The sequence below is a fragment of the Clostridium sp. Ade.TY genome, assembly GCF_000498355.1.
Classification (GTDB): domain Bacteria; phylum Bacillota; class Clostridia; order Clostridiales; family Clostridiaceae; genus Clostridium.
Window position 1 is genome coordinate 48416 of the sequence record NZ_AVSV01000036.1, and the last position, 21685, is coordinate 70100.

At 29.4% G+C, this 21685-nt stretch carries 18 protein-coding genes and 1 riboswitch; of the genes, 17 read left to right on the top strand and 1 reads right to left on the bottom strand.

What is annotated here, in order from left to right; all coding sequences use genetic code 11:
* Positions 1-8 precede the first annotated feature (8 nt).
* From O212_RS0114045 to O212_RS0114125, 17 genes are all read left to right on the top strand, one after another.
* Positions 9-596 carry an NTP transferase domain-containing protein gene (locus tag O212_RS0114045; protein WP_024615732.1) on the top strand — a complete coding sequence of 196 codons (588 nt, stop codon included), beginning with the start codon at positions 9-11 and terminating at the stop codon, positions 594-596.
* The gene (gene yqeB, locus O212_RS0114050; protein ID WP_024615733.1) at positions 593-1399 is read left to right on the top strand and encodes a selenium-dependent molybdenum cofactor biosynthesis protein YqeB; all 807 of its coding nucleotides are present in this window, start codon (positions 593-595) and stop codon (positions 1397-1399) included. The genes O212_RS0114045 and yqeB overlap by 4 nt, the downstream gene beginning before the upstream one ends.
* Before the next feature lie 3 nt (positions 1400-1402).
* On the top strand, positions 1403-2212 hold the full coding sequence (locus tag O212_RS0114055) for an XdhC/CoxI family protein (RefSeq protein ID WP_024615734.1): 810 nt from the start codon (positions 1403-1405) through the stop codon (positions 2210-2212).
* Between the two features lie 31 nt (positions 2213-2243).
* Positions 2244-4028 (top strand): sigma 54-interacting transcriptional regulator, encoded by a 1785-nt coding sequence (locus tag O212_RS0114060; RefSeq protein ID WP_024615735.1) that lies wholly within the window; start codon positions 2244-2246, stop codon positions 4026-4028.
* A 366-nt stretch (positions 4029-4394) separates the two neighbouring features.
* Positions 4395-5597, top strand: coding sequence for a diaminopropionate ammonia-lyase (gene dpaL / locus O212_RS0114065; RefSeq protein WP_024615736.1), 1203 nt, complete (start codon positions 4395-4397; stop codon positions 5595-5597).
* A 33-nt stretch (positions 5598-5630) separates the two neighbouring features.
* Entirely contained in the window at positions 5631-6818 is a 1188-nt protein-coding gene (locus tag O212_RS0114070) for a YgeY family selenium metabolism-linked hydrolase (protein WP_024615737.1), read from the top strand.
* 12 nt (positions 6819-6830) lie between these two features.
* Positions 6831-8417, top strand: coding sequence for a D-aminoacylase (locus O212_RS0114075; protein WP_024615738.1), 1587 nt, complete (start codon positions 6831-6833; stop codon positions 8415-8417).
* A 14-nt stretch (positions 8418-8431) separates the two neighbouring features.
* Positions 8432-9760 (top strand): putative aminohydrolase SsnA, encoded by a 1329-nt coding sequence (gene ssnA, locus O212_RS0114080; RefSeq protein WP_024615739.1) that lies wholly within the window; start codon positions 8432-8434, stop codon positions 9758-9760.
* 26 nt (positions 9761-9786) lie between these two features.
* A complete protein-coding gene (locus O212_RS0114085; protein ID WP_024615740.1) occupies positions 9787-11148 on the top strand; it encodes an 8-oxoguanine deaminase in 1362 nt (453 codons plus the stop codon).
* Positions 11149-11234: 86 nt separating this feature from the next.
* Positions 11235-12323 carry a 4Fe-4S binding protein gene (locus O212_RS0114090; RefSeq protein WP_024615741.1) on the top strand — a complete coding sequence of 363 codons (1089 nt, stop codon included), beginning with the start codon at positions 11235-11237 and terminating at the stop codon, positions 12321-12323.
* 549 nt (positions 12324-12872) lie between these two features.
* Positions 12873-15440, top strand: a complete 2568-nt coding sequence (gene xdh / locus O212_RS0114095) for a selenium-dependent xanthine dehydrogenase (protein ID WP_024615742.1) — start codon at positions 12873-12875, stop codon at positions 15438-15440.
* 135 nt (positions 15441-15575) lie between these two features.
* Positions 15576-15950, top strand: coding sequence for a RidA family protein (locus O212_RS0114100; protein WP_024615743.1), 375 nt, complete (start codon positions 15576-15578; stop codon positions 15948-15950).
* Positions 15951-16124: 174 nt separating this feature from the next.
* Positions 16125-16580, top strand: coding sequence for a DUF1097 domain-containing protein (locus tag O212_RS0114105; RefSeq protein ID WP_024615744.1), 456 nt, complete (start codon positions 16125-16127; stop codon positions 16578-16580).
* A gap of 43 nt (positions 16581-16623) precedes the next feature.
* Positions 16624-16806, top strand: a riboswitch (cobalamin riboswitch).
* A gap of 174 nt (positions 16807-16980) precedes the next feature.
* Positions 16981-18012: an ABC transporter substrate-binding protein gene (locus tag O212_RS0114110; protein ID WP_024615745.1), complete on the top strand. Its 1032-nt coding sequence runs from the start codon at positions 16981-16983 to the stop codon at positions 18010-18012.
* A gap of 11 nt (positions 18013-18023) precedes the next feature.
* A complete protein-coding gene (locus O212_RS0114115; RefSeq protein ID WP_024615746.1) occupies positions 18024-19094 on the top strand; it encodes an iron ABC transporter permease in 1071 nt (356 codons plus the stop codon).
* Position 19095: 1 nt separating this feature from the next.
* Positions 19096-19857: an ABC transporter ATP-binding protein gene (locus O212_RS0114120; RefSeq protein ID WP_024615747.1), complete on the top strand. Its 762-nt coding sequence runs from the start codon at positions 19096-19098 to the stop codon at positions 19855-19857.
* Between the two features lie 13 nt (positions 19858-19870).
* A complete protein-coding gene (locus O212_RS0114125) occupies positions 19871-20194 on the top strand; it encodes a CGGC domain-containing protein (protein WP_024615748.1) in 324 nt (107 codons plus the stop codon).
* A 61-nt stretch (positions 20195-20255) separates the two neighbouring features.
* On the opposite strand, the gene O212_RS0114130 is transcribed toward O212_RS0114125, so the two are convergent.
* On the bottom strand, positions 20256-21584 hold the full coding sequence (locus O212_RS0114130; protein WP_024615749.1) for an MFS transporter: 1329 nt from the start codon (positions 21582-21584) through the stop codon (positions 20256-20258).
* Between the last annotated feature and the right edge of the window lie 101 nt (positions 21585-21685).

The following is a 21685-nucleotide window of genomic DNA, read 5'->3' on the forward strand; positions in this document are numbered from 1 at the left end:
TGTTTTAGGTGATAGCAATAATTATGGCATCTGGAAGTTCTAAAAGAATGAATAGAAATAAACTTCTTATAAATTTATTTGGCAAGTCTTTAATAGAATGGACAATTGAATTAACTAAAAAATGTGATTTTGAGGAAATAATAATTGTTTATAAAGACAAAGAGGTTAAAGAGATAGCAGAAAAATTAAATATAAAAACTATTTATAATAAAAGATTTGAATATGGACAAAGTGAAAGTATAAAATTGGCATTGAGTTCTTTAAAAAATAAATGTAATGGATATATATTTTTTACAGGTGATCAGCCTTTTATGAAAAAGGAAACTATTGAAAAATTAATGGAAACGTTTAGTGAAAATGGTGGAATAGTGCTTCCAAAGGTAAATGATAAAAATAAAAGTCCAGTAATTTTTTCAAGTATTTTTAAAAATGAATTGATGGAAATTGATGGAGATGTAGGCGGTAGGATTGTAATAAAAAATAATATTGATAAAGTTACACCTGTTTATTTTAATGATAGTCTACAATTTTTTGATATTGACACAGAAGAAGATTTAAAAAAAGCGAAGGATATATACGAGGGGGAGAAGTTATGAGAGATGAGATAATAGTAGTAAGAGGAGCTGGAGATATAGCAACTGGAACTATTCAAAAACTTAAAAGAGCAGGATTTTCTGTAGTTTCACTTGAGGTTTCAAAACCTTCTTCAATAAGGAGAAATGTTTGTTTAAGTGAAGCAATATATGATGGAGAATGTACTGTTGAAGATATAGTTGCTAAAAAAGCTGATTCATTAGAGGCAATGTATAATGTATTAAATGAAAATAAAGTATGTATTATGGTTGATTCAAAGGGGGATTTAATAGAAAAAATAAAACCAATTGCTGTTATTGACGGAACCCTTTGTAAAAAAAATATAGGAACTAATAAGAGTATGGCAGAAATAACTATAGCTTTAGGGCCAGGATATGAAGCAGGAAAAGATGTTGATATAGTTATTGAAACAAATAGAGGTCATAACTTGGGAAGGCTTATATTTGAAGGACCAGCTGAAAAAAATACTGGAATTCCAGGAGTTATAAAAGGATATGGAAAAGAAAGAGTTGTATATTCACCATGTGCTGGTAAACTTCACATAATTAAAGATATTGGTGATTTAGTAGAAAAAGGTGAACCAATATGCAAAATTTCAGATGAATATGTATATGCAACTATGAGTGGTTTATTAAGAGGTATGATAAGGGAAGGATTTGAAGTAACAAAAGGATTTAAAATAGCTGATATAGATCCAAGAATAGAAGAAAAGAAAAATTGTGATTTAATCTCAGATAAAGCAAGATGTATAGGCGGAGCTGTTTTGGAAGGAATACTTTATTTAAAAGGTATTAAGGAGGTTTAAATTATGGAAGAGAGAATTTTGAGAAACATAACTATGGAGTTAAGCAAAGGCAGAAAAGTTGCACTTGCAATTATAACTGAAGCTGGAGGTTCAACTCCAAGAAAAGCTGGCACAATGATGAGTGTTAATGAAGATGGAAGTATTGTAGGAACAATAGGCGGCGGAGCTATTGAGGGAAAAGTTATAAGAGAATGTGAAAATGCAATAAAAGAAGGCAAAGGTATAAACTTTGATTATAGATTAAATGAAAAGGGCGAACTTAAGATGACTTGTGGTGGTGATATTTCAGGTTACATAAAAGTATTTACACCAAAGCCAAATCTTATAATATTTGGAGCAGGACATATATCACAAAATATTATAAAAATAACAGATAGTATGAATTTTAGAAGAACTATAATAGAAGATAGAAAAGAATATAAAAATCACGAAGCATTTAAAAGTGTTGATGAATTTATAGTTACAAATAGTGAAGGGTACATTGATAATATTGATTTTGAAGATGCTTTTGTAGTATTAGCAACAAGAGGACATGCTAGTGATCGTAAATGGTTAAAAACTGTTATAAATAAACCATATAAATATATTGGTGTAGTAGGTAGCAAAAAAAAGGTAAAGGAATTAAAAGAATATCTTACAGAAAAAGGGATTGAAGAAAAAATAATAAATAATGTTCATATGCCTATAGGGCTTGATATATCAGATGGAACCCCAGAAGAAATAGCATTTAGTATAATTGCAGAAATATTATATGTAAAAAATAATGGAAGTTTAATAAGTATAAAAGATAAAGCAAAAAACAAATTTAATTAACTAAAATATTTCTAAAAGGGTGAGAAGTTATATGAATAAAGTAGGATTAAAAGATATTTCAGATGTTGTAAATGAGTATGTTGTTTTACTTTCTAATATATTAAAAATAGATGTTGAAATAGTAGACAAAAATATGAATAGAATAGCAGCAACTGGAATTTATGAGAATCAAAATGGTCAGAATATAGAATTTTCTGGATATGTATATAAAGAAGCCTTAATAACTGGAGAAGCAAAGGTTATTGAGAATCCAGGAGGTGATATACTTTGTCAGCATTGTAAGGATAAAGGAAAATGCAAAGAATTTATGGAAGTATGTGTTCCTATAATATATGGTAATGATAAGATTGGCGTTATAGGACTTATATGTTCAACTGAAGAACAAAAAAATAGATTGATGCTAAATTTAAATACTAATTTAGAGTTTTTAAAAAGAATAGCAGATTTTATTGCAATAAAAATAATAGAAGAAAGAGAAGTTTTAGATAATAAAAATAATCTAGACTTTTTAAAACAAATAATAAATTCTGTAGATGATGGAATTATAACAATAAGTAAAGATAGAAAGATGACTTTAATAAGCAATAAAGCATTAACTATGTTAAATCTTACTATAGATATATTAAATAAAGAAATAAAAATAGAAAATACCGGAGAATTTTATCCAAGAGGAGAATTATTTAATCTGAAAATAGATGGCAAGAAGTATTCAGTAGTCGGAAAAATAATTTATAACTATATAAATTTTAAAGATTGTGAAAAAATTTTAATATTTAAAGAGTTTAAGAGTGCACAAAAAGAAGCTGTTAATTTAACATTTGGTAAAAATAGAATTTCATGTGATGAAATAATTGGTGAATCTCATCCAATGGTACAGCTAAAAAGTAAAATAAAAAAAATAGCTTCATCTAAATCAACAGTGCTTATTACAGGAGATAGTGGAACAGGAAAAGAATTGGTTGCAAGAGCAATACATGCAGAAGGGGATAGAAGAAACAAACCTTTTATTGCTATAAACTGTGGTGCTATTCCAGAAAGTCTTTTAGAGAGTGAACTTTTTGGATATGCTAAAGGTGCATTTTCAGGAGCAAATTCAAATGGTAGGGTTGGTAAGTTTGAACTTGCTAATAAAGGAGTAATATTTTTAGATGAAATAGGAGATATGCCACTTTATTTACAAGTAAAATTATTAAGAGTACTTCAGGAAAGAACTCTTGTAAGAGTTGGATCAAATAAACTTATAGATTTAGATATAAGGGTTGTTGCAGCAACTAATAAAAACTTAAAAGAACTTGTTGAAAAAGGAGAATTTAGAGAAGATCTATATTATAGATTAAATGTAATACCAATAGAAGTACCTCCTCTTAGAAAAAGAGAAGATGATGTAATTTTAATAATAAATAAGCTTATTAAAAAATATAATAAATTATTTAATAAAGATGTTCATACTATAGAAAATGAAGTATATAAGATGCTAAAAGAATATAATTGGCCTGGTAATGTAAGAGAATTACAAAATGTAGTTGAATTTATGGTAAATGTTACTGGAGAAGATGGAATAATAAAAAAAGATATGATACCAAAATCTATATTAGAGTTTGAAAATAAAGATATGGATTTAGAAGTTAAAAGTATAGAAGAAAATATAAAATTTAATAGTAATGAAATAAAACCTTTAAAAGATATGGAAATGGAATATATAGAAAAAGTATTAAATCTATGTGGAAGAGATACAGCAGGAAAGAAAAAGGCAGCAAAAATGCTTGGAATAGGTATTGCGACTTTATATAGAAAGCTAGAATGTCATAAGGAATAGATTTATACAGATTATAATTTATCATTTTGATAAATTATAATATTATTTTGATATAAATTTATTTAAGATAAGTAAAATAAAGGGGTGTAGCCTAATTATCACTTTGACAATTAATTCTCAAAATGATAATTAGGCTTATTTTTTATGATAAATTTAAAAATTTTATTATATTAAATATAAATTTAAATAATAATATGAAACTGTTAGTTTTATTGACTTTATAGAAATATTTTTAAATTAATTAGCACTTTAATCTATCAATTAAAAAAGTATTTTTTTGGCATAGCAATTGCTATCAGATAGTTATAAGGAATAAACTCTCTTTTATAGAGTGGGGATAAAAATTAACTTTAGGAGGATAATGCTATGGAAAAAATATTATGGAAAGAAAACACTTTACCAAAGACAGATAAAGAAGGTTGTGTAAAATTTTTAAGTAAAGAGGAAGTATCAAAAGCTAGAAACTTTCACAAAAGTTTTTCAGAATATAAAGAAACACCATTAGTTAGTTTAGATCATTTAGCAAAAAAAATAGGACTTTCAGGAATTTATTTAAAAGATGAATCTTATAGATTCGGGTTAAACGCTTTCAAAGTTTTAGGGGGATCATTTGCAATGGGTAAATTCCTTGCAGATAAATTAGGCGAAGATATTGCAAACTTACCATATGAAGTAATCACTTCAGGAGAAGTAAGAGATAAATTAGGAGATATTACTTTCGTAACTGCTACAGATGGTAATCATGGAAGAGGAGTTGCGTGGACTGCAAATAGATTAAAACAAAAATCAGTAGTTTATATGCCAAAGGGATCATCAAAAACTAGACTTGAAAATATTAGAGCAGAAGGTGCAGAAGCTAGTATAACAGATATGAATTATGATGATGCTGTAAGACTTGCAGCTAAATATGCAGATGAACATAACGGAGTTGTTATTCAAGATACAGCTTGGGAAGGTTATGAAAAAATTCCTGCTTGGATAATGCAAGGTTATGGAACAATGGCTTTAGAAGCTGAAGAGCAATTAAATGAAAAGGGAATTAAAAAACCAACTCATATATTTGTACAAGCTGGTGTTGGTTCATTAGCAGGAGGAGTACAAGGATTCTTTGCATCAGAATTTGGTGAAGATTGTCCAAAAACTGTTATAGTTGAAGCAAATTTAGCAGATTGTTTCTATAAATCAGCAATAGCAAATGATGGAGATGCAAGAGCTGTTGGTGGAGATATGCAAACAATAATGGCAGGACTTGCTTGTGGTGAAGCTAATACAATAGGATGGGAAGTTTTAAAGAACCATTCAACTGCTTTCGTATCATGTCCTGATTGGGTATCAGCAAAAGGTATGAGAATACTTGGAAATCCTTTAAAAGGAGATACAAAAGTAACATCAGGAGAATCAGGAGCAGTAACAGCAGGTCTTTTATATGAAATTATGACAAATGAAGATTATAAAGATTTAAAAGAAGCTTTAGAACTTGATGAAAATTCAAAAGTATTATTATTTAGTACAGAAGGAGATACTGATCCAGATAAATATAGAGAAATAGTTTGGGAAGGTAAATATTAATTTAAAATATATTTTAGTATGGAGGTGAGCTTTATGTTAAATGAACAAAGAAAAGAAGAATTAATTAAAATCTGCCAAGAACTTATAAGAAATCAATCGCTTTCAGGTGAAGAAGAAAACGTTGCTTTAGCTATAAAAAATTCATTTGAAGAACTTGGATATGATGAATGTTTTATAGATTCTTATGGAAATATTATTGGACATATAAAAGGAAAAAGAGAAGGTAAAAAAATTCTTTTTGATGGTCATATAGACACAGTACCAGTTCCAGATGATACAAAATGGACTCATGCGCCTTTTAGTGGAGAAAGAGTTGATGGAAAGATATATGGTAGAGGAACTTCAGATATGAAGGGTCAGTTATCAGCTATGATGGCAGCAGCATCTTTCTTTGCAAAAGATACAAATAAAGATTTTGCTGGAGATATATTTGTAGCAGGAGTAGTCTTTGAAGAAATATTTGAAGGAGTTTCAGCAAGAAAAATAAGTGAAGCTATAAAGCCAGATTATGTAGTAATAGGGGAATCCTCAGAACTTAATTTAAAAATTGGTCAAAGGGGTAGAGCTGAAATAGTAGTTGAAACTTTTGGAAAACCAGCTCATTCAGCAAATCCTGAAAAAGGAATAAATGCTGTATACAAAATGTCAAAAATAATTGAAAAAATACAAGAAATAGAGCCAGTTGAACATGATATTTTAGGTAAAGGTATTTTAGTTTTAACTGATATAAAATCATCACCTTATCCAGGAGCATCAGTTGTTCCAGATTATTGTAAGGCCACTTTTGATAGAAGACTTTTAGTTGGTGAAACTAAAGAAGAAGTTTTAGCACCAATTCAAAAAATAATAGATGAGTTAAAGAAAGAAGATAATGACTTTAATGCAAAAGTATCATATGCAATAGGTACAGAAACATGTTATACAGGAGAAACAATTCATGGAGAAAGATTTTTCCCAGCATGGCTATATGATGAAGATGATGAATTTGTAAAAGCGGCTCTTAAAGGATTAAGAGAAGCTGGAATAGAACCAGAAATCACTCAATATTCATTCTGCACTAATGGCTCACATTATGCTGGAGAAGCAGGAATTAAAACTATTGGATTTGGCCCATCAAAAGAAAATTTAGCGCATACAATAGATGAATATATAGAAGAAGAACAATTATTTAAAGGAGCCGAAGGATACTACGGAATATTAAAATCTGTTTATAACAAATAGAGGGTGATTAACATGAGAATATTAATAAAAAATGGGTTTATAGCAGATGGAAGTGGACAAAAAGGATGGATTGGAGATATCTTAATTAACGATAATAAGATAGAAAAAATAAGTAAATCTATAAATGATGAATCTTATGATAGATTGATAGATGCTGAGGGGCTTGTTGTGGCCCCAGGCTTTATCGATACTCATTCACATAGTGATCTTAAGATAATTGAAAATCCATATAATGAAATAAAAATAAGACAAGGCGTGACTACTGAAGTATTAGGACAAGATGGTATATCTATGGCACCATTACCAAAGAAATATATTTCTCCTTGGAGAAAGAATTTAGCAGGATTAGATGGTGAATCAGATGATATAAATTGGGAATATGAGACTACAGATGGATATTTAAAACTTATGGAGGAAAATGGAGTAGGTTTAAATGAAGCTTATTTAGTACCCCATGGAAATATAAGAATGGAAGTTGTAGGTCTTGGAGATACAGAGGTTACAGAAAAAGAAATAGATAAAATGTGTGAAGTTCTAAGAAGAGAGATGGATGCAGGTGCATTTGGACTTTCAACTGGACTTATATATATGCCTTGTGCATATTCTAAAACAAAAGAGCTTATAGAGCTTTGTAAAGTTGTTGCTGAATATGATGGAGTATTTGTAGTCCATCAAAGAAGTGAAGCAAATGAAATAATATCATCAATGAAAGAAGTAATAGAAATTGGTGAAAAATCAGGCGTAAGAGTTCATTTTTCTCATTTTAAAATTTGTGGAAAGAAAAATTGGAAATATATAAATCAAGTTATAGCCCTTCTTAAGGAAGCGGAAGAAAAAGGAATAAGGATAACAGTTGACCAATATCCTTATATAACAGGAAGCACAATGCTTGGTGTAATTTTACCACCTTGGGCTCATGATGGTGGAACAGATAAGCTGATGAAAAAGCTAGCATCAAAAGAAATGCGTGAAAGAATGATATATGATATGAAAAATGGAATAGAAGGTTGGGAAAACTTTCTTGAATTCATACCACTTGATTCAATATACATAACTTCTGTCAAAACAAAAAAGAATGAAGATGTTATAGGAAAAAATTTAGTTGAAATTGGTCTTTTAAGAGGAAAGGATCCTTATAATGCTACATTTGATCTTCTATTAGAAGAAGAAAATGCAGTAGGTATGTATGATTTTTATGGAAAAGAGGAACAAATAATTGAATTTATGAAATTACCAGAACAAAATGTTTGTACTGATGGACTTTTATCTGGAAAACCTCATCCAAGAGCATATGGATCATTTCCAAGAATACTTGGAAGATATGTAAGGGAACTTAAAGTAATAACTCTTGAAGAAGGAGTTATGAAAATGTCCAGTAAAGCTGCTGATGCATTTGGTATAAAACTTAGAGGATATATAAAAGAAGGTTATTTTGCAGACGTAGTTATATTCAATAAAGATACTGTAAGAGATGTTGGAACATTTGATAATCCAACTCAATATCCAGAAGGAATAGAGTATGTAATTATCAATGGAAATATAGTTGTTGATAAAAATAAATACAATAGAGTTAAGGCTGGTAGGGTATTAAGAAAATAATAGGGGGAGAGTTTATGTTAGTTGTAGGTAATGGAAGATTAATAACTCAAAATAAGGAAAACCCATTTATAGACAATGGTGCTGTAGTAATTGATGATGGAAAGATAGTTGATTACGGAGACACTAAAGACATTCTTTCAAAATATAAAGAAATAGAATACTTAAATGCAGAAGGAAAGGTTATAATGCCGGGACTTATAAATGCACATGGTCATATATATAGTGCTTTTGCAAGAGGAATGAATTTAGATGGACCAGTATCTAAAAACTTTATTGATATACTTAATAACCTTTGGTGGAGATTAGATAAGTCATTAACATTAGAAGATATTAAGTATAGTGCTTATAGTACACTTATGGATAGTTTAAAGTATGGAGTAACAACATTTTTTGATCATCATGCTAGTCCACATGCTGTGGAAGGAAGTCTTTTTGAAATAGAAAAGGTTGCTAAAGAGCTAGGAATAAGAACATCTCTTTGTTATGAAGTTTCAGACAGAGATGGAGAAGAAATATTAGAAAAAGGAATAAAAGAAAATGTAGATTATATAAAGCATTGCAAAAAAGAAAATAATAATATGAATAAGGCAATGTTTGGATTACATGCAAGTTTTACTCTTTCAGATGAGTCTCTTAAAAAATGTACTAAGGCAGCAGAAGGATTAGATTGTGGATATCATATCCATGTGGCTGAAGGAATTGCTGATGAAGAGGACTGTATAGAGAAGTATGATATGAGAGTCGTGGAAAGACTTAATAAGTTTGGAATACTTGGAGATAAGAGCTTAACAATCCATTGCATACATGCTGATGAAGATGAAAGAGAATTACTTTTAAAAACAGGAACTTCAGTAGTTCATAATCCAGAATCAAATATGGGTAATGCAGTAGGAGTATCTCCTGTAATAAAACTTATAAAAGAAGGAGTTACAGTAGGTCTTGGAACTGATGGATATACACAAGATATGTTTGAATCAATGAAAGTTTGTAATATAATTCATAAACATCATCTTAGAAATCCTTCAGTTGCTTGGGCAGAAACTCCAATGATGCTATTTGATAATAACAGAAAGATTGCAGAAAAACATTTTGATGGCAAGTTTGGAATAATTAAAAAGGATGCTAATGCTGATGTAATAGTAGTAGATTACAATCCTTTAACTCCAATGAATGCAAGCAATTATAATTCACATATTTTATTTGGAATGATGGGTAAGTCTGTTGACACAACAATAGTAAATGGAAAAATTGTTGTAAGAAGAGGAGAAATCATTAATGTAGATGAAAATAAAATATTAGAAAAATCAAGAAAAGTAAGTGCTTCATTATGGGAAAGAGTATAAAAATCTATATATTAAGGAGATAGTGTATGGGGAAAACATTATTTATAAAAAATATAAAATCTTTAATAACATGTGATAGCAATGATACAGTTTTTGAAAATGTTAACATGTTTATTGAAAATGGGGTTATTAAGTATATAGGTAACAAAAAATTTGAGGCAGAAGAGTTTATAGATGCAACAAATATGATAATGTATCCAGGTCTTGTTAATACACATCATCATTTATATCAAACATTCACTAGAAATTTACCTCAAGTTCAAAGTATGGAACTTTTTCCATGGCTTAAAACTTTATATGAAATATGGAAAGGTTTAGATAGTGATGTTATAAGATATAGTTCGCTAGTTGGAATGGGAGAACTTATGAAGAATGGTTGTACAACATGTTTCGATCATCATTATGTATTTCCACAAAATACAGAAAGCACTTTAATTGATACACAGTTTTCAGCGGCTTCTGAACTTGGTATAAGAATGCATGCTTCAAGAGGAAGTATGTCACTTAGTAAAAAAGATGGAGGACTTCCACCGGATTCAGTTGTACAAACTGTTGATGAAATACTTAAAGATTCAGAAAGATTAGTGAAAAAATATCATGATGCAAAAGAATTTTCTATGAGACAGGTTGCTTTAGCTCCTTGTTCACCATTTAGTGTAACAGGTGACTTAATGAAAGAATCTGCAATCTTAGCTAGGCATTTAGGAGTAAGGCTTCATACTCATTTAGCTGAAACTAAAGATGAAGAAAACTTTACTTTAGAAAAGTTTAAAATGAGACCATTAGAATATATGGAAAGTCTAGGTTGGATAGGTGAGGATGTTTGGTTTGCACATGGAATTCACTTTAATGATGATGAGCTAAAATTTTTAGCTAAAACAAAAACAGGAATAGCACATTGTCCAATATCAAATATGAAGCTTTCATCAGGTATAGCAAGAATACCTGACATGATAGATTTAGATATACCAGTTGGATTAGCTGTAGATGGAAGTGCAAGCAATGATGGCTCAAATCTTTTAGAAGAATTAAGAGTAGCTTATTTGCTTCATAGATTAAATTCAAGTCAAAAGGCGCCAACAGGATATGATATATTAAAACTTGCAACAAAAGGTAGTGCAAGAGTACTTGGAAGAAAAGATATAGGAGAATTATCAGTAGGTAAAGCAGCAGATTTATTTATGATAAATTCAAATAGATTAGAACTGGTTGGAACACAATATGATCCAAAATCAGTGTTAGGTACTGTAGGTTTTAAGAATCCAGTAGATTACACTATAGTATCAGGGAAAATAGTAGTTAAAGATGGAAAATTAACTACGATTGATGAAGAAAAGATAGTATTTGAAGCTAATAAGTGTGTTGAAAAATTAATTAACAAATCATAAGATTAATAGTTAACAAAATTGTTATAAAAATTATTTTATAGCAATGAAAATATAAAAGAATTTAATGGTAATTAGGGGGAGTCAAAATGGCAAATTTAAAGGTTAATATATTAGGAATGGAATTTAATAATCCAGTATTTACAGCAGCAGGTCCAGGAGCTAAAGATGGAGATCTTTGTGTTAAGGCAGTAGAAGGTGGAGCAGGTGGAATTGTTACAAAAACAATATCAGTAGATCCAGCTCCAGTACCAAGACCTTGTATGGGAAAAACAAATTCAGGATTCTTAAATACAGAATTGTGGTCAGAATTACCAAAGGAACAATGGATTGAAAAAGAATATAAGAGAGCTAAAGAAGCTGGAGTTCCAATGATTGTTAGTATGGGATATACAAAGGAACAAATAGAAAAAGTTGCACCTCTTGTAAAACCTTATGCAGATGCAGTTGAACTTTCAACTCATTATGTTGGAACAGATGTAACTCCAATTGTTGAAGCTATGAAAGCAGCAAAAGCTGCATTAGATTGCCCAGTATTTATGAAAATGAGCCCTCATACTGATATTCAAAAAATTGCTAAAGCTTTAGAAGAAGCTGGAGCAGATGGATTAGTTATGATTAATTCATTAGGACCATGTATGTCAATAGATATTGAAACTGGTTATCCAATTATGGGAAGCGAAAAAGGATATGGATGGCTTTCAGGTTCACCAATAAGACCAGTTGCAATAAGAAATATATATGATGCATCACAAGTTATAAATATTCCGATAATCGGAGTTGGTGGAGTAACTTGTGGTAGAGATGCAGCAGAAATGTTAATGGCTGGAGCTACTGCAGTTCAAGTTTGTACAGAAGCTATATTAAAAGGACCTGGTATTTATGGAAAAATAGCTAAAGAATTAGATGAATTCTTAGATAGTCATGGATATAAAGATGTTAATGAAATAATTGGATTAGCTCATAAAAAATCATCTGATAGACATTTCAGAACTACATCAATAGCTCCAGAAGTAGATCAAGATTTATGTATAAAATGTGGAATATGTAAAACAAGCTGTGTATATGATGCTATAGAAGTTTCAGACAAGCTAATAATTGATAAAGATAAATGTTTTGGATGTGGATTATGTGTAACAAGATGTCCAAAGCATGCACTAACTATTCAATATAAATAATATGAAATTAAATCAAAAGAAGTTTTAAATTCTTCTTTTGATTTATATAAATAAATAAGTCTAAAAATAGACAGAGTATATTTTGAAAAGATGGTAGTTTGGGTATATATTCTTTTAGATTAATTGATTAAAAACATTGTGCAAAGTAAAAATTGCTAAAATAAAAAATAGGATTACACGTTACGACCTTCAAAAGTTAAGTGGAATTTAATAGTACACTTACAAAATAGCTAAAATAAAAAATGAATTACCCAAAATTTATAGTTCAAAACTTTAATTCACTTAGATAATAAATCTAAAAGAAATACCCTACTATCTTTTATAAAGTTGATAAATATGATGATAATTTATTTGAAATAAATTGATACAAATATTATTGAATTTGAAAATATTGAGAATAACTTACATAGTTATTCATTTAAATATAAATAAGTATATAACGAATATGTTTATATAAGGGGACATAATAATTTTATATAAGAGACTATAGGGGAAACCTGCTTTGTGAGCATATCACAAAAAAATGTGGGACTATGAGAGGTGAAAATTATGGCAGAGTTCATACTTAATGGAGAGAAAAAAGTTGTAAATGATAATAAGAAATTACTAACATATTTAAGGGAAGATTGTAATATAACATCAGTTAAAAATGGTTGTTCAGAAGGCGCATGTGGAACATGTACAATTTTAATTGATGGAGTTGCCAAAAAGGCTTGTGTAGTAACTACTGATAAAGTTGATGGAAAAGAAATAACTACAATTGAAGGGTTTACAGAAAGAGAAAAAGATGTATTTGCTTATGCATTCACAGAAGCTGGAGCAGTTCAATGTGGATTCTGTATTCCAGGAATGGTTATGAGTGCTAAAGGATTATTTAATAAAACATTAAATCCTACTTCAGAAGAAGTAAAAAAAGCACTTATAGGAAATATATGTAGATGTACTGGTTATGTAAAAATAGAAAAAGCTATTATGATGGCTGCAGAAATATTTAGAGAAAATAAAGAAGTACCGGAAGTACCTTGTAAAGGAATACCAAGAGTTGGAGAAAGATTAGAAAGAGTTGATGCAAGAGAAAAAACTCTTGGAATAGGGGAATATTCTGATGATATTAGAATAGATGGAATGCTTCATGGAGTTGCACTTAGAACTAAATATCCAAGAGCTTTAGTTAAATCAATTGATACAACTGAAGCTGAAAAAATAGAAGGTGTTGTTAAAGTTGTAACTGCAAAAGATATTCCAGGTAAGAGATATTTAGGTCATATATTTAAAGATACTCCAGCACTTGTAGAAATTGGAGAAGAAACAAGATACTTAGGTGATGCAGTTGCTTTAGTTGCAGCTGAAACAGAAGAGATAGCAAGAGAAGCTATTAAACATATAAAGGTTGAATATGAAGAATTAAAACCAGTTACATCACCAGAAGAGGCTGCAAAAGAAGATGCACCTAAAATACATGAAAAAGGAAATCTTTTATCACATGAGCATTTAATTAGAGGAAATGCTGATGAAGCTATAAAAAATTCTAAATATGTAGTTACTTATAAATATAAAGTTCCATTTACTGAACATGCTTTCTTAGAACCTGAATGTGCCGTTGCAGTACCAGAAGGAGAAGATGGTTTAGTAGTATACACTGGTACTCAAAGTATATATGATGATTTAAGAGAAATAGGTTCATTACTAGACTTAGGACCAGATAAGTTAAGAGTAATTTCTAAGTATGTTGGAGGAGGTTTTGGTGGTAAAGAAGATATGAGTTGTCAACATCATACAGCACTTCTTGCATATTTAACAAAGAAACCAGTTAAGATGGTGCTACCAAGACAAGAAAGTATTATAGTTGATACAAAGAGACATGCAATGGATATGGAGTTTACAACTGCTTGTGATGAAAATGGTATGTTAACAGGAATGAAAGCTATAATAGTTGCTGATACAGGTGCTTATGCATCACTTGGAGGTCCAGTTCTTCAAAGAGCTTGTACTCACGCAGCAGGACCATATAATTATCAAAATGTAGATATAGATGGAAAAGCTTATTACACAAATAATACTCCAGGAGGAGCATTTAGAGGTTTTGGTGTTACACAATCAGCTTTTGCTACTGAATGTAACTTAAATAAACTTGCAGAGTTAGTAGGAATAGATCCATTTGAAATAAGATATAAAAATGCTATAAGACCAGGAGAAGTTTTACCGAATGGACAAATAGCAGATGAAGGAACTGCTCTAGTTGAAACATTAGATGCAGTTAAAGATGAATATTATGCAAATAAAGAAAGAGCTGGAATTGCTTGTACATTTAAAAATGCTGGAATAGGTGTTGGTCTTCCTGATACAGGTAGATGTAAGATAGCTATAGTTGATGGTAAAGTTCATATTAGAACATCAGCAGCATGTATGGGACAAGGACTTGGAACTGTAGTTGTTCAAGTAGTTGGTGAAGTACTAAAATTAGAAAATGAAGATATTGTATATGAAACACCAGATACTAAAATAACACCAGATTCAGGGACTTCAACTGCATCAAGACAAACTGTATTTACAGGAGAGGCAACAAAAATTGCAGCAATGAAACTTAGGGATGCATTAAGAGATAAATCATTAAAAGAGCTTGAAGGTGAAGAATTTTATGGAGAATATTTAGGAGTAACAGATCCAATGGGTAGTCCTAAAGAAAATCCAGTAAGTCACGTAGCTTATGGATATGCAACTCAAGTTGTTATTATAGATGATCAAGGAAAATTAAAAAAGGTTATTGCGGCTCATGATGTTGGACGTGCAATTAACCCAAGAAGTGTAGAAGGTCAAATTGAAGGTGGAGTTGTAATGGGTCTTGGTTATGGATTAACTGAAGATTATATTATAGAAAATAGTGTACCAAAATCAAAATTTGGAACATTAGGACTTCTAAGAGCAAATCAAATTCCAGAAATAGAGCCAATAATAATTGAAAAAAATACAGCACAATTATCATTTGGAGCAAAAGGTGTAGGAGAAATTACATGTATACCAACTGCACCAGCTGCACAAGGAGCTTATTATAAATTAGATGGAGAATTTAGAACAGAACTTCCACTTAAAAATACTTTCTATAAAAAGAAAAAATAATGTAAATATATTTTAGAGATAGAGTTTTATTAAAAACTCTATTTCTAGATTTTTTATAAATACAATGAAGATAATATTTTAAAAATATAAAAATATTACTTAAAAGATAAATTAATATGAAAAGAGGTAAATGTTATGAAAAAAGTAATTAACACAGAAAAGGCACCAGCTGCAATAGGACCATATTCACAAGGAATTGAAATTCAAAATTTAGTTTATACATCAGGACAATTACCATTAAACCCTGAAACAAAAGTTTTAGAAACTGAAATAAAAGCTGCAACTAAGCAAAGCTTAGAAAATTGTAAAGCTATATTAGAAAATGCTGGAACAGGATTTGATAAAGTAATTAAAACAACTGTTTTTGTAAAAGATTTAAATGATTTTGCAGCAGTTAATGAAGTATATGGAACATATTTTAATGAAAATCCACCAGCAAGAAGTTGTGTTCAAGTAGCAAAATTACCAATGGATGCACCTATAGAAATAGAGGTAATTGCTATTAAATAATACCATGTAGTAAAGGATGCTTTTTAGCATCCTTTTTGTTATGTATAAACTGTTTAAATTTGTTTTAAGATAAACTTAAAATATAATTATAAGTTTAAATAAAATAGTAGAAGTGTGTTATAATTTTATTGAAATCATTAATATATATTTTGTTTTTACTCAGGAGGAAACAGTATGGATTTAATAACAGTATCGGCTATAAGTGTTGGAATATTTTCTGCATTATGGGCATTTATAAGCGATGCATTTGGATTATTAACATGGGTTGGATTTATAGGATTCACTAGTTATTTTGCATCAGGAGGAAAATCAGTTGGACTTAAAAAATCAATTGTTGCAAATATAACAGGAATAATTTGGGCAATGTGCATAATTGGTGGCACTAATTACTTTGGTTCCCCATATATATCTTATATACTTACAGGATTTTTTTCTTTTGTAATGTGTTTTCAATCTAAGGCTAAGCCTTTAACATTTATTCCAGGAGCATTCTTAGGAGCTTGTTCAACATTTGGAAGTAATGGAAATTGGAAAGCAGTATTAATAGCAATAATTCTTGGTAATTTAATAGGACGTTTATCAGATATAGTAGGATTACTTATGCATGGTAAATTTGGAAAAGAAGATTAGTGATTGACATATAAAATGTATATATGTATAGTTTTATTGTAATTAAATAATTTAAAATTTAGGTTCAATATAAATATTGATTAAAAGGGAAGTTTGGGTGTAATTCCCACACGGTCCCGCCGCTGTAATTGAGGAGTTTTTATCAAAATGTCACTGTTTTTATGGGAAGACTGATAGAAATTATGATACTTAAGTCAGAAGACCTGCCTAGATTTGCGAACTAATTTCTCTACGGAGTATAGGGATAGGTCATAGATTATTATAAATTTTAATAATTAGATGTATTTGTGACTTCTTAACTACTTGTAGTAGTTAAGAAGTTTTTTATTTAAAAAAAAGTAAACCTTTAAAATAGGTTTTATAAAATAAATTTAAAAATAAACAAGTTAGGAGAAATAAAATGAAGAAAACAATATTAAAAAAGATTTTGGCTAATATATTTATAATGGCAATTGGAATATCTTTAGTAGCGTGCGGACATGCTATTGATAAAAGTGAGGTTAGTAAAAATGAAAGTTCTTCAAAGAGTAGTAATTCATATTATCCAGTTACTATAAATACTTATAACTTTGAAGGCAAAGAAATAAAAGAAACATTTGATAAATCTCCAGAAAGGGTTATTACAACTAATCAAACAGCAACAGAGCTTATGTTAGACTTAGGACTTGGAGATAAGTTAGTTGGTACTTGTTATTTGGATAATCCAATATTAGATAGATTAAAAGGTGAGTATGAAAAAGTTAAAGTATTATCAGATAAATATCCAAGCAAAGAACAAGTATTAGCTCTTAAACCTGATTTAATATTTGGATGGAAAAGTGTATTTGGTCCAAAGGCATTAGGTGATGTAACTTATTGGCAAGATAAAGGAATACATACACTTGTGCAAAGAAACACAGTAAGTTCTGTTGGAAACTTTAATGTAGATAATTTATTTAAAGATATAGATGATATAGGAACTATTTTTGATATAAAAGATAAAACAAATAAATACGTTGAAAATCTTAAAAATAAACTTAATTTAATTCAGGAAAAAACTAAAACTTTAAAACATAAAAAGACAGTTTTAATATTAGAGGAAAGTAAAGATGGTGAGTTTAGAGTTTATGGAAATAATGATTTAGTAGGTGATATGGTTAAAAGAGCTGGAGTAGTTAATTTAGAAGAAAAATCAGGAGCTATAAGTGCTGAAGGAATAGTTGCTAAAAATCCAGATGCTATTATATATATTCACTATGGAGATGATAAAAAAATAGATAATAAAGATTTAATTAAAGTATTTACTAATAATAAAGCACTTCAAAATGTTACTGCAGTAAAAAATAAAGATATAGTTGTGACTGGGCTTGCTGAAACATGGGCAGGAGGAGTTCGTGTTGTTGATGCTATAGAACGTTATTCAAAAGAATTATATCCAAACTTATATAAGTAGGAATTTAAGTTATGCTTAAAAATAAAGTTAAAAATTTTAATATAAAAGTAGCGATAATAACTTTAATTATTCTTTTGATTTTAAGTGTTGGAATAGCAGTGTCTATAGGTTCAGTTAGTATAGACATAGTTGATGTTTATAAAATAATAATTTATAAGTTATTTGGAAATGAATCATTAATTAGAAACATAGATACATCTTTTATTGATATTGTGTGGGAAATTAGACTACCTAGGGTTTTACTTGGAGTAATATCTGGAGCTGGATTAGCACTTGGTGGAGTAGTTATGCAAGCTACTGTTCAGAATCCATTAGCCGATCCGTATATACTTGGTATATCTTCAGGGGGAACACTTGGAGCTGCTTTTGCGATGTTAGCAGTTTCAAGTTTTAACTTAGTTGGAAGTAGCAGTTTATCAATAAACTTAATGTCTTTTTTAGGTGCATTATTTGCTTCTATTTTAGTTTTTAAATTTTCTAGTATAGGTGGAAGAATTACATCTACAAAATTAGTTCTATCAGGAGTTGTAATAAATTTAATTTTTTCATCTTTAACAAACTTATTAATATATTTTACTAATGATAATTCAGCAATTAGATCTGCAACTGAGTGGACTATGGGAAGTTTAGTATCGGCTAATTTTAATAATATATTGATACCATTTGTAGTAGTCTTTGTGTGTTTTGTATTTTTTATGACTCAATATAGAATAATGAATGGTATGTTATTAGGGGATGAAACTGCTATAACATTAGGAATTGACTTATCAATGTATAGAAAGATATATCTTGTAATAGTTTCTATATTAACAGGAGTTTTAGTTTCAAGTTGCGGAATAATAGGGTTTGTTGGCTTAGTTATACCTCATATTACAAGAAGTTTAGTTGGAACAAATCATAAATATAATATTCCTGTAGCTATATTAATTGGAGCGATATTTTTAGTATGGGCAGATGTTTTAGCTAGAATATTAATTAAAAATATGGAGATGCCAATTGGAATAATAACATCATTAATAGGAGCACCATTTTTTATGTATATTATGATAAAGCGTACGTATACTTTTGGAGGAAGTAATTAATATGGATTTAAAAGTTGAAAATTTGAGTGTAGATTTAGGAAAGGAACCTATAGTTAAAAATTGTTCAATATATGCAAATAAAGGCGAATTTGTAGGGATAATTGGACCAAATGGAAGTGGAAAATCAACTATTTTAAAAACTATATATGGAATAAATAAAGAAAAATCTGGAGTTATTTATATAGATGGAAAAGAACTATCAAAGATGAAAGTTAAAGATATAGCTAAAAGAGTTGGAGTACTTGGCCAATTTAATGATTTTTCTTTTGATATAAAAGTTAAAGATATGGTTCTTATGGGGAGAAGTCCCCATAAAGGGTTTTTGGAAAGTGACAATAAAAATGATTTTAATATAGTAAATGAATCATTAAAAAAAGTTGAAATGCTTGAACACTCAGAAAGAAATTTTTTAAGTCTTTCAGGAGGAGAGAAGCAAAGAGTATTATTAGCTCGTGCATTAGCTCAAGATGTAAAGATTCTTATATTAGATGAACCGACTAATCACTTAGATATAAAATATCAAATTCAAATTCTTAATATAGTAAAAAAATTAGGAATTACAGTTTTAGTTGCACTTCATGACTTAAATATAGCTGCTGCTTATTGTGATAGACTTTATATAATGAAAGATGGTAATATAAAGGCTGTAGGAAAGCCAAAAGAGGTTCTAACAGAAGAGATAATAAAAGAAGTATATGAAGTTTGTTCAGTAGTTCATAAAGATAAAGAACCTTTATTTATAACTTACAAATATAATTATTAAAGGATTGATAAACATGAGTATAGCTATAATGGCGTGTAGAAAACTTATAGGAAAATGTGCAGGTTCAGGATGTTTTAAGGCATATAATAATTCAGATAAAGCTTTTTCTATATATGGAGATAATAAAGAAGAACTTGCAAGCTTTTTTTATTGTATAGGATGCAAGGAAACTTTAATAGAAGGAGAGAATTGGAAACATAAAATAAGTCAGTTAAAGAAAAATAATGTTAAAGTAGTACATATATCTGATTGTATAAAGAGAGAATGTGAAACTTATAAAAAACATGAAGAACTTTTAAAGAAAGAAGGCTTTGAAGTAATTCATGGAACTCATTAAGTAAAAAGACCTGATGAATATTCATCAGGTCTTTTTGATAAGAAAGGTTTGTTTATTTATATTAATTATTATGGTTGTTAGCTTTTTTAGTGTTTAAAGTTAATGATAGAAGTATTAAAGCAGCTACAGCTCCACATATTATGAAGATGAATGCTCCATTCCATCCAAAGTTATCAGCTATAAATCCTATAACTAAATCAGCCATAAGCTCACCTAGTATATATGCACAAAGTCCTGATAATCCAACAGCAGCACCAACTGCAAAGTTTGGAACAATATCAATTAAGTTCATACCAATTAATAATTGTGGACCATATATAAAGCATCCTATTACAGCTACTGATATCATAGTTACCATGTAGTTTGAAGTTGTCCAATAAGCTGCAATAGCGAATATAACTCCAATCATACATATTATACTTAAAGGAGCACGTTTTCCTTTAAATAATACGTCTGATAACCAACCAAGTAATATTGATGCTGGTATAGCGGCATATTCAAATAAGAACATAGCCCAGTTTGCATCTGCATTTGAGAAGTGTTTAGCTTCATGTAAATATATTGGAATCCAGTTAACAACACCTTGTCTTATTAAGTAAACAAAGATATTTGCTAAACATAAATACCATACATATTTGTTAGTTAAAACATATTTGAAAATTATTTCTTTAGTTGATAATTTTACTGGGTCTTCTTCAGCTTTAACTTCTGAATAATCATTTCTATATTCATCAATTGGAGGTAATCCTACTGATTCAGGAGTATCAGCTCCAATGAAAAATACGAATATTGCAATTATTATACATATTGCAGCTGGTAAGAAGAATATGCTTTGAAAATTATTAGCTCCAAACATTACTAAAGATAAAGTAGCTAAAGGAGCTATAAGTCCACCACCAATGTTATGTGAAGTGTTCCATATTCCCATCTTAAGTCCTCTTTCATTTTGTGAGAACCATTTACCTATAACGATTGAACATGGAGGTGCTCCCATAGCTTGGAATAAACCGTTTATTATCATAAGTATTAAAAATATCCAAACAGTACTTGTAAATCCCATAAAGATACTTACGATAGAAGATGCTAAAAGACCAAAACCTAAGAAGTATTTAACGTTTGATCTATCTGCTAAACTTCCTAAAACAAACTTACCTAAACCATAAGCTACGGCAAGTCCAGTACTGATTAAACCTATATCAGTTTTTGAAAAATGGTAATTACTAATTAAAAATGGTGACGCTACTGCAAAGTTCTTTCTAACTAAGTAGTATCCAGCATAACCTACGAACATCATAAGAAAAACTCTTAAACGATACATTTTGTAGGCTGAAGGAATTTTATCTTTTGCTAGCCTTGGAATTGCAGGCGCAGGTTTAAAAAAATTAAACATTTATAAGTCCTCCCTAAAAACATAATTAATTGATTACGTTTTCTGTATTTAAATCACAATATTATAATAAGACAAAAAATAAACAACAAAATCTCCTAAAT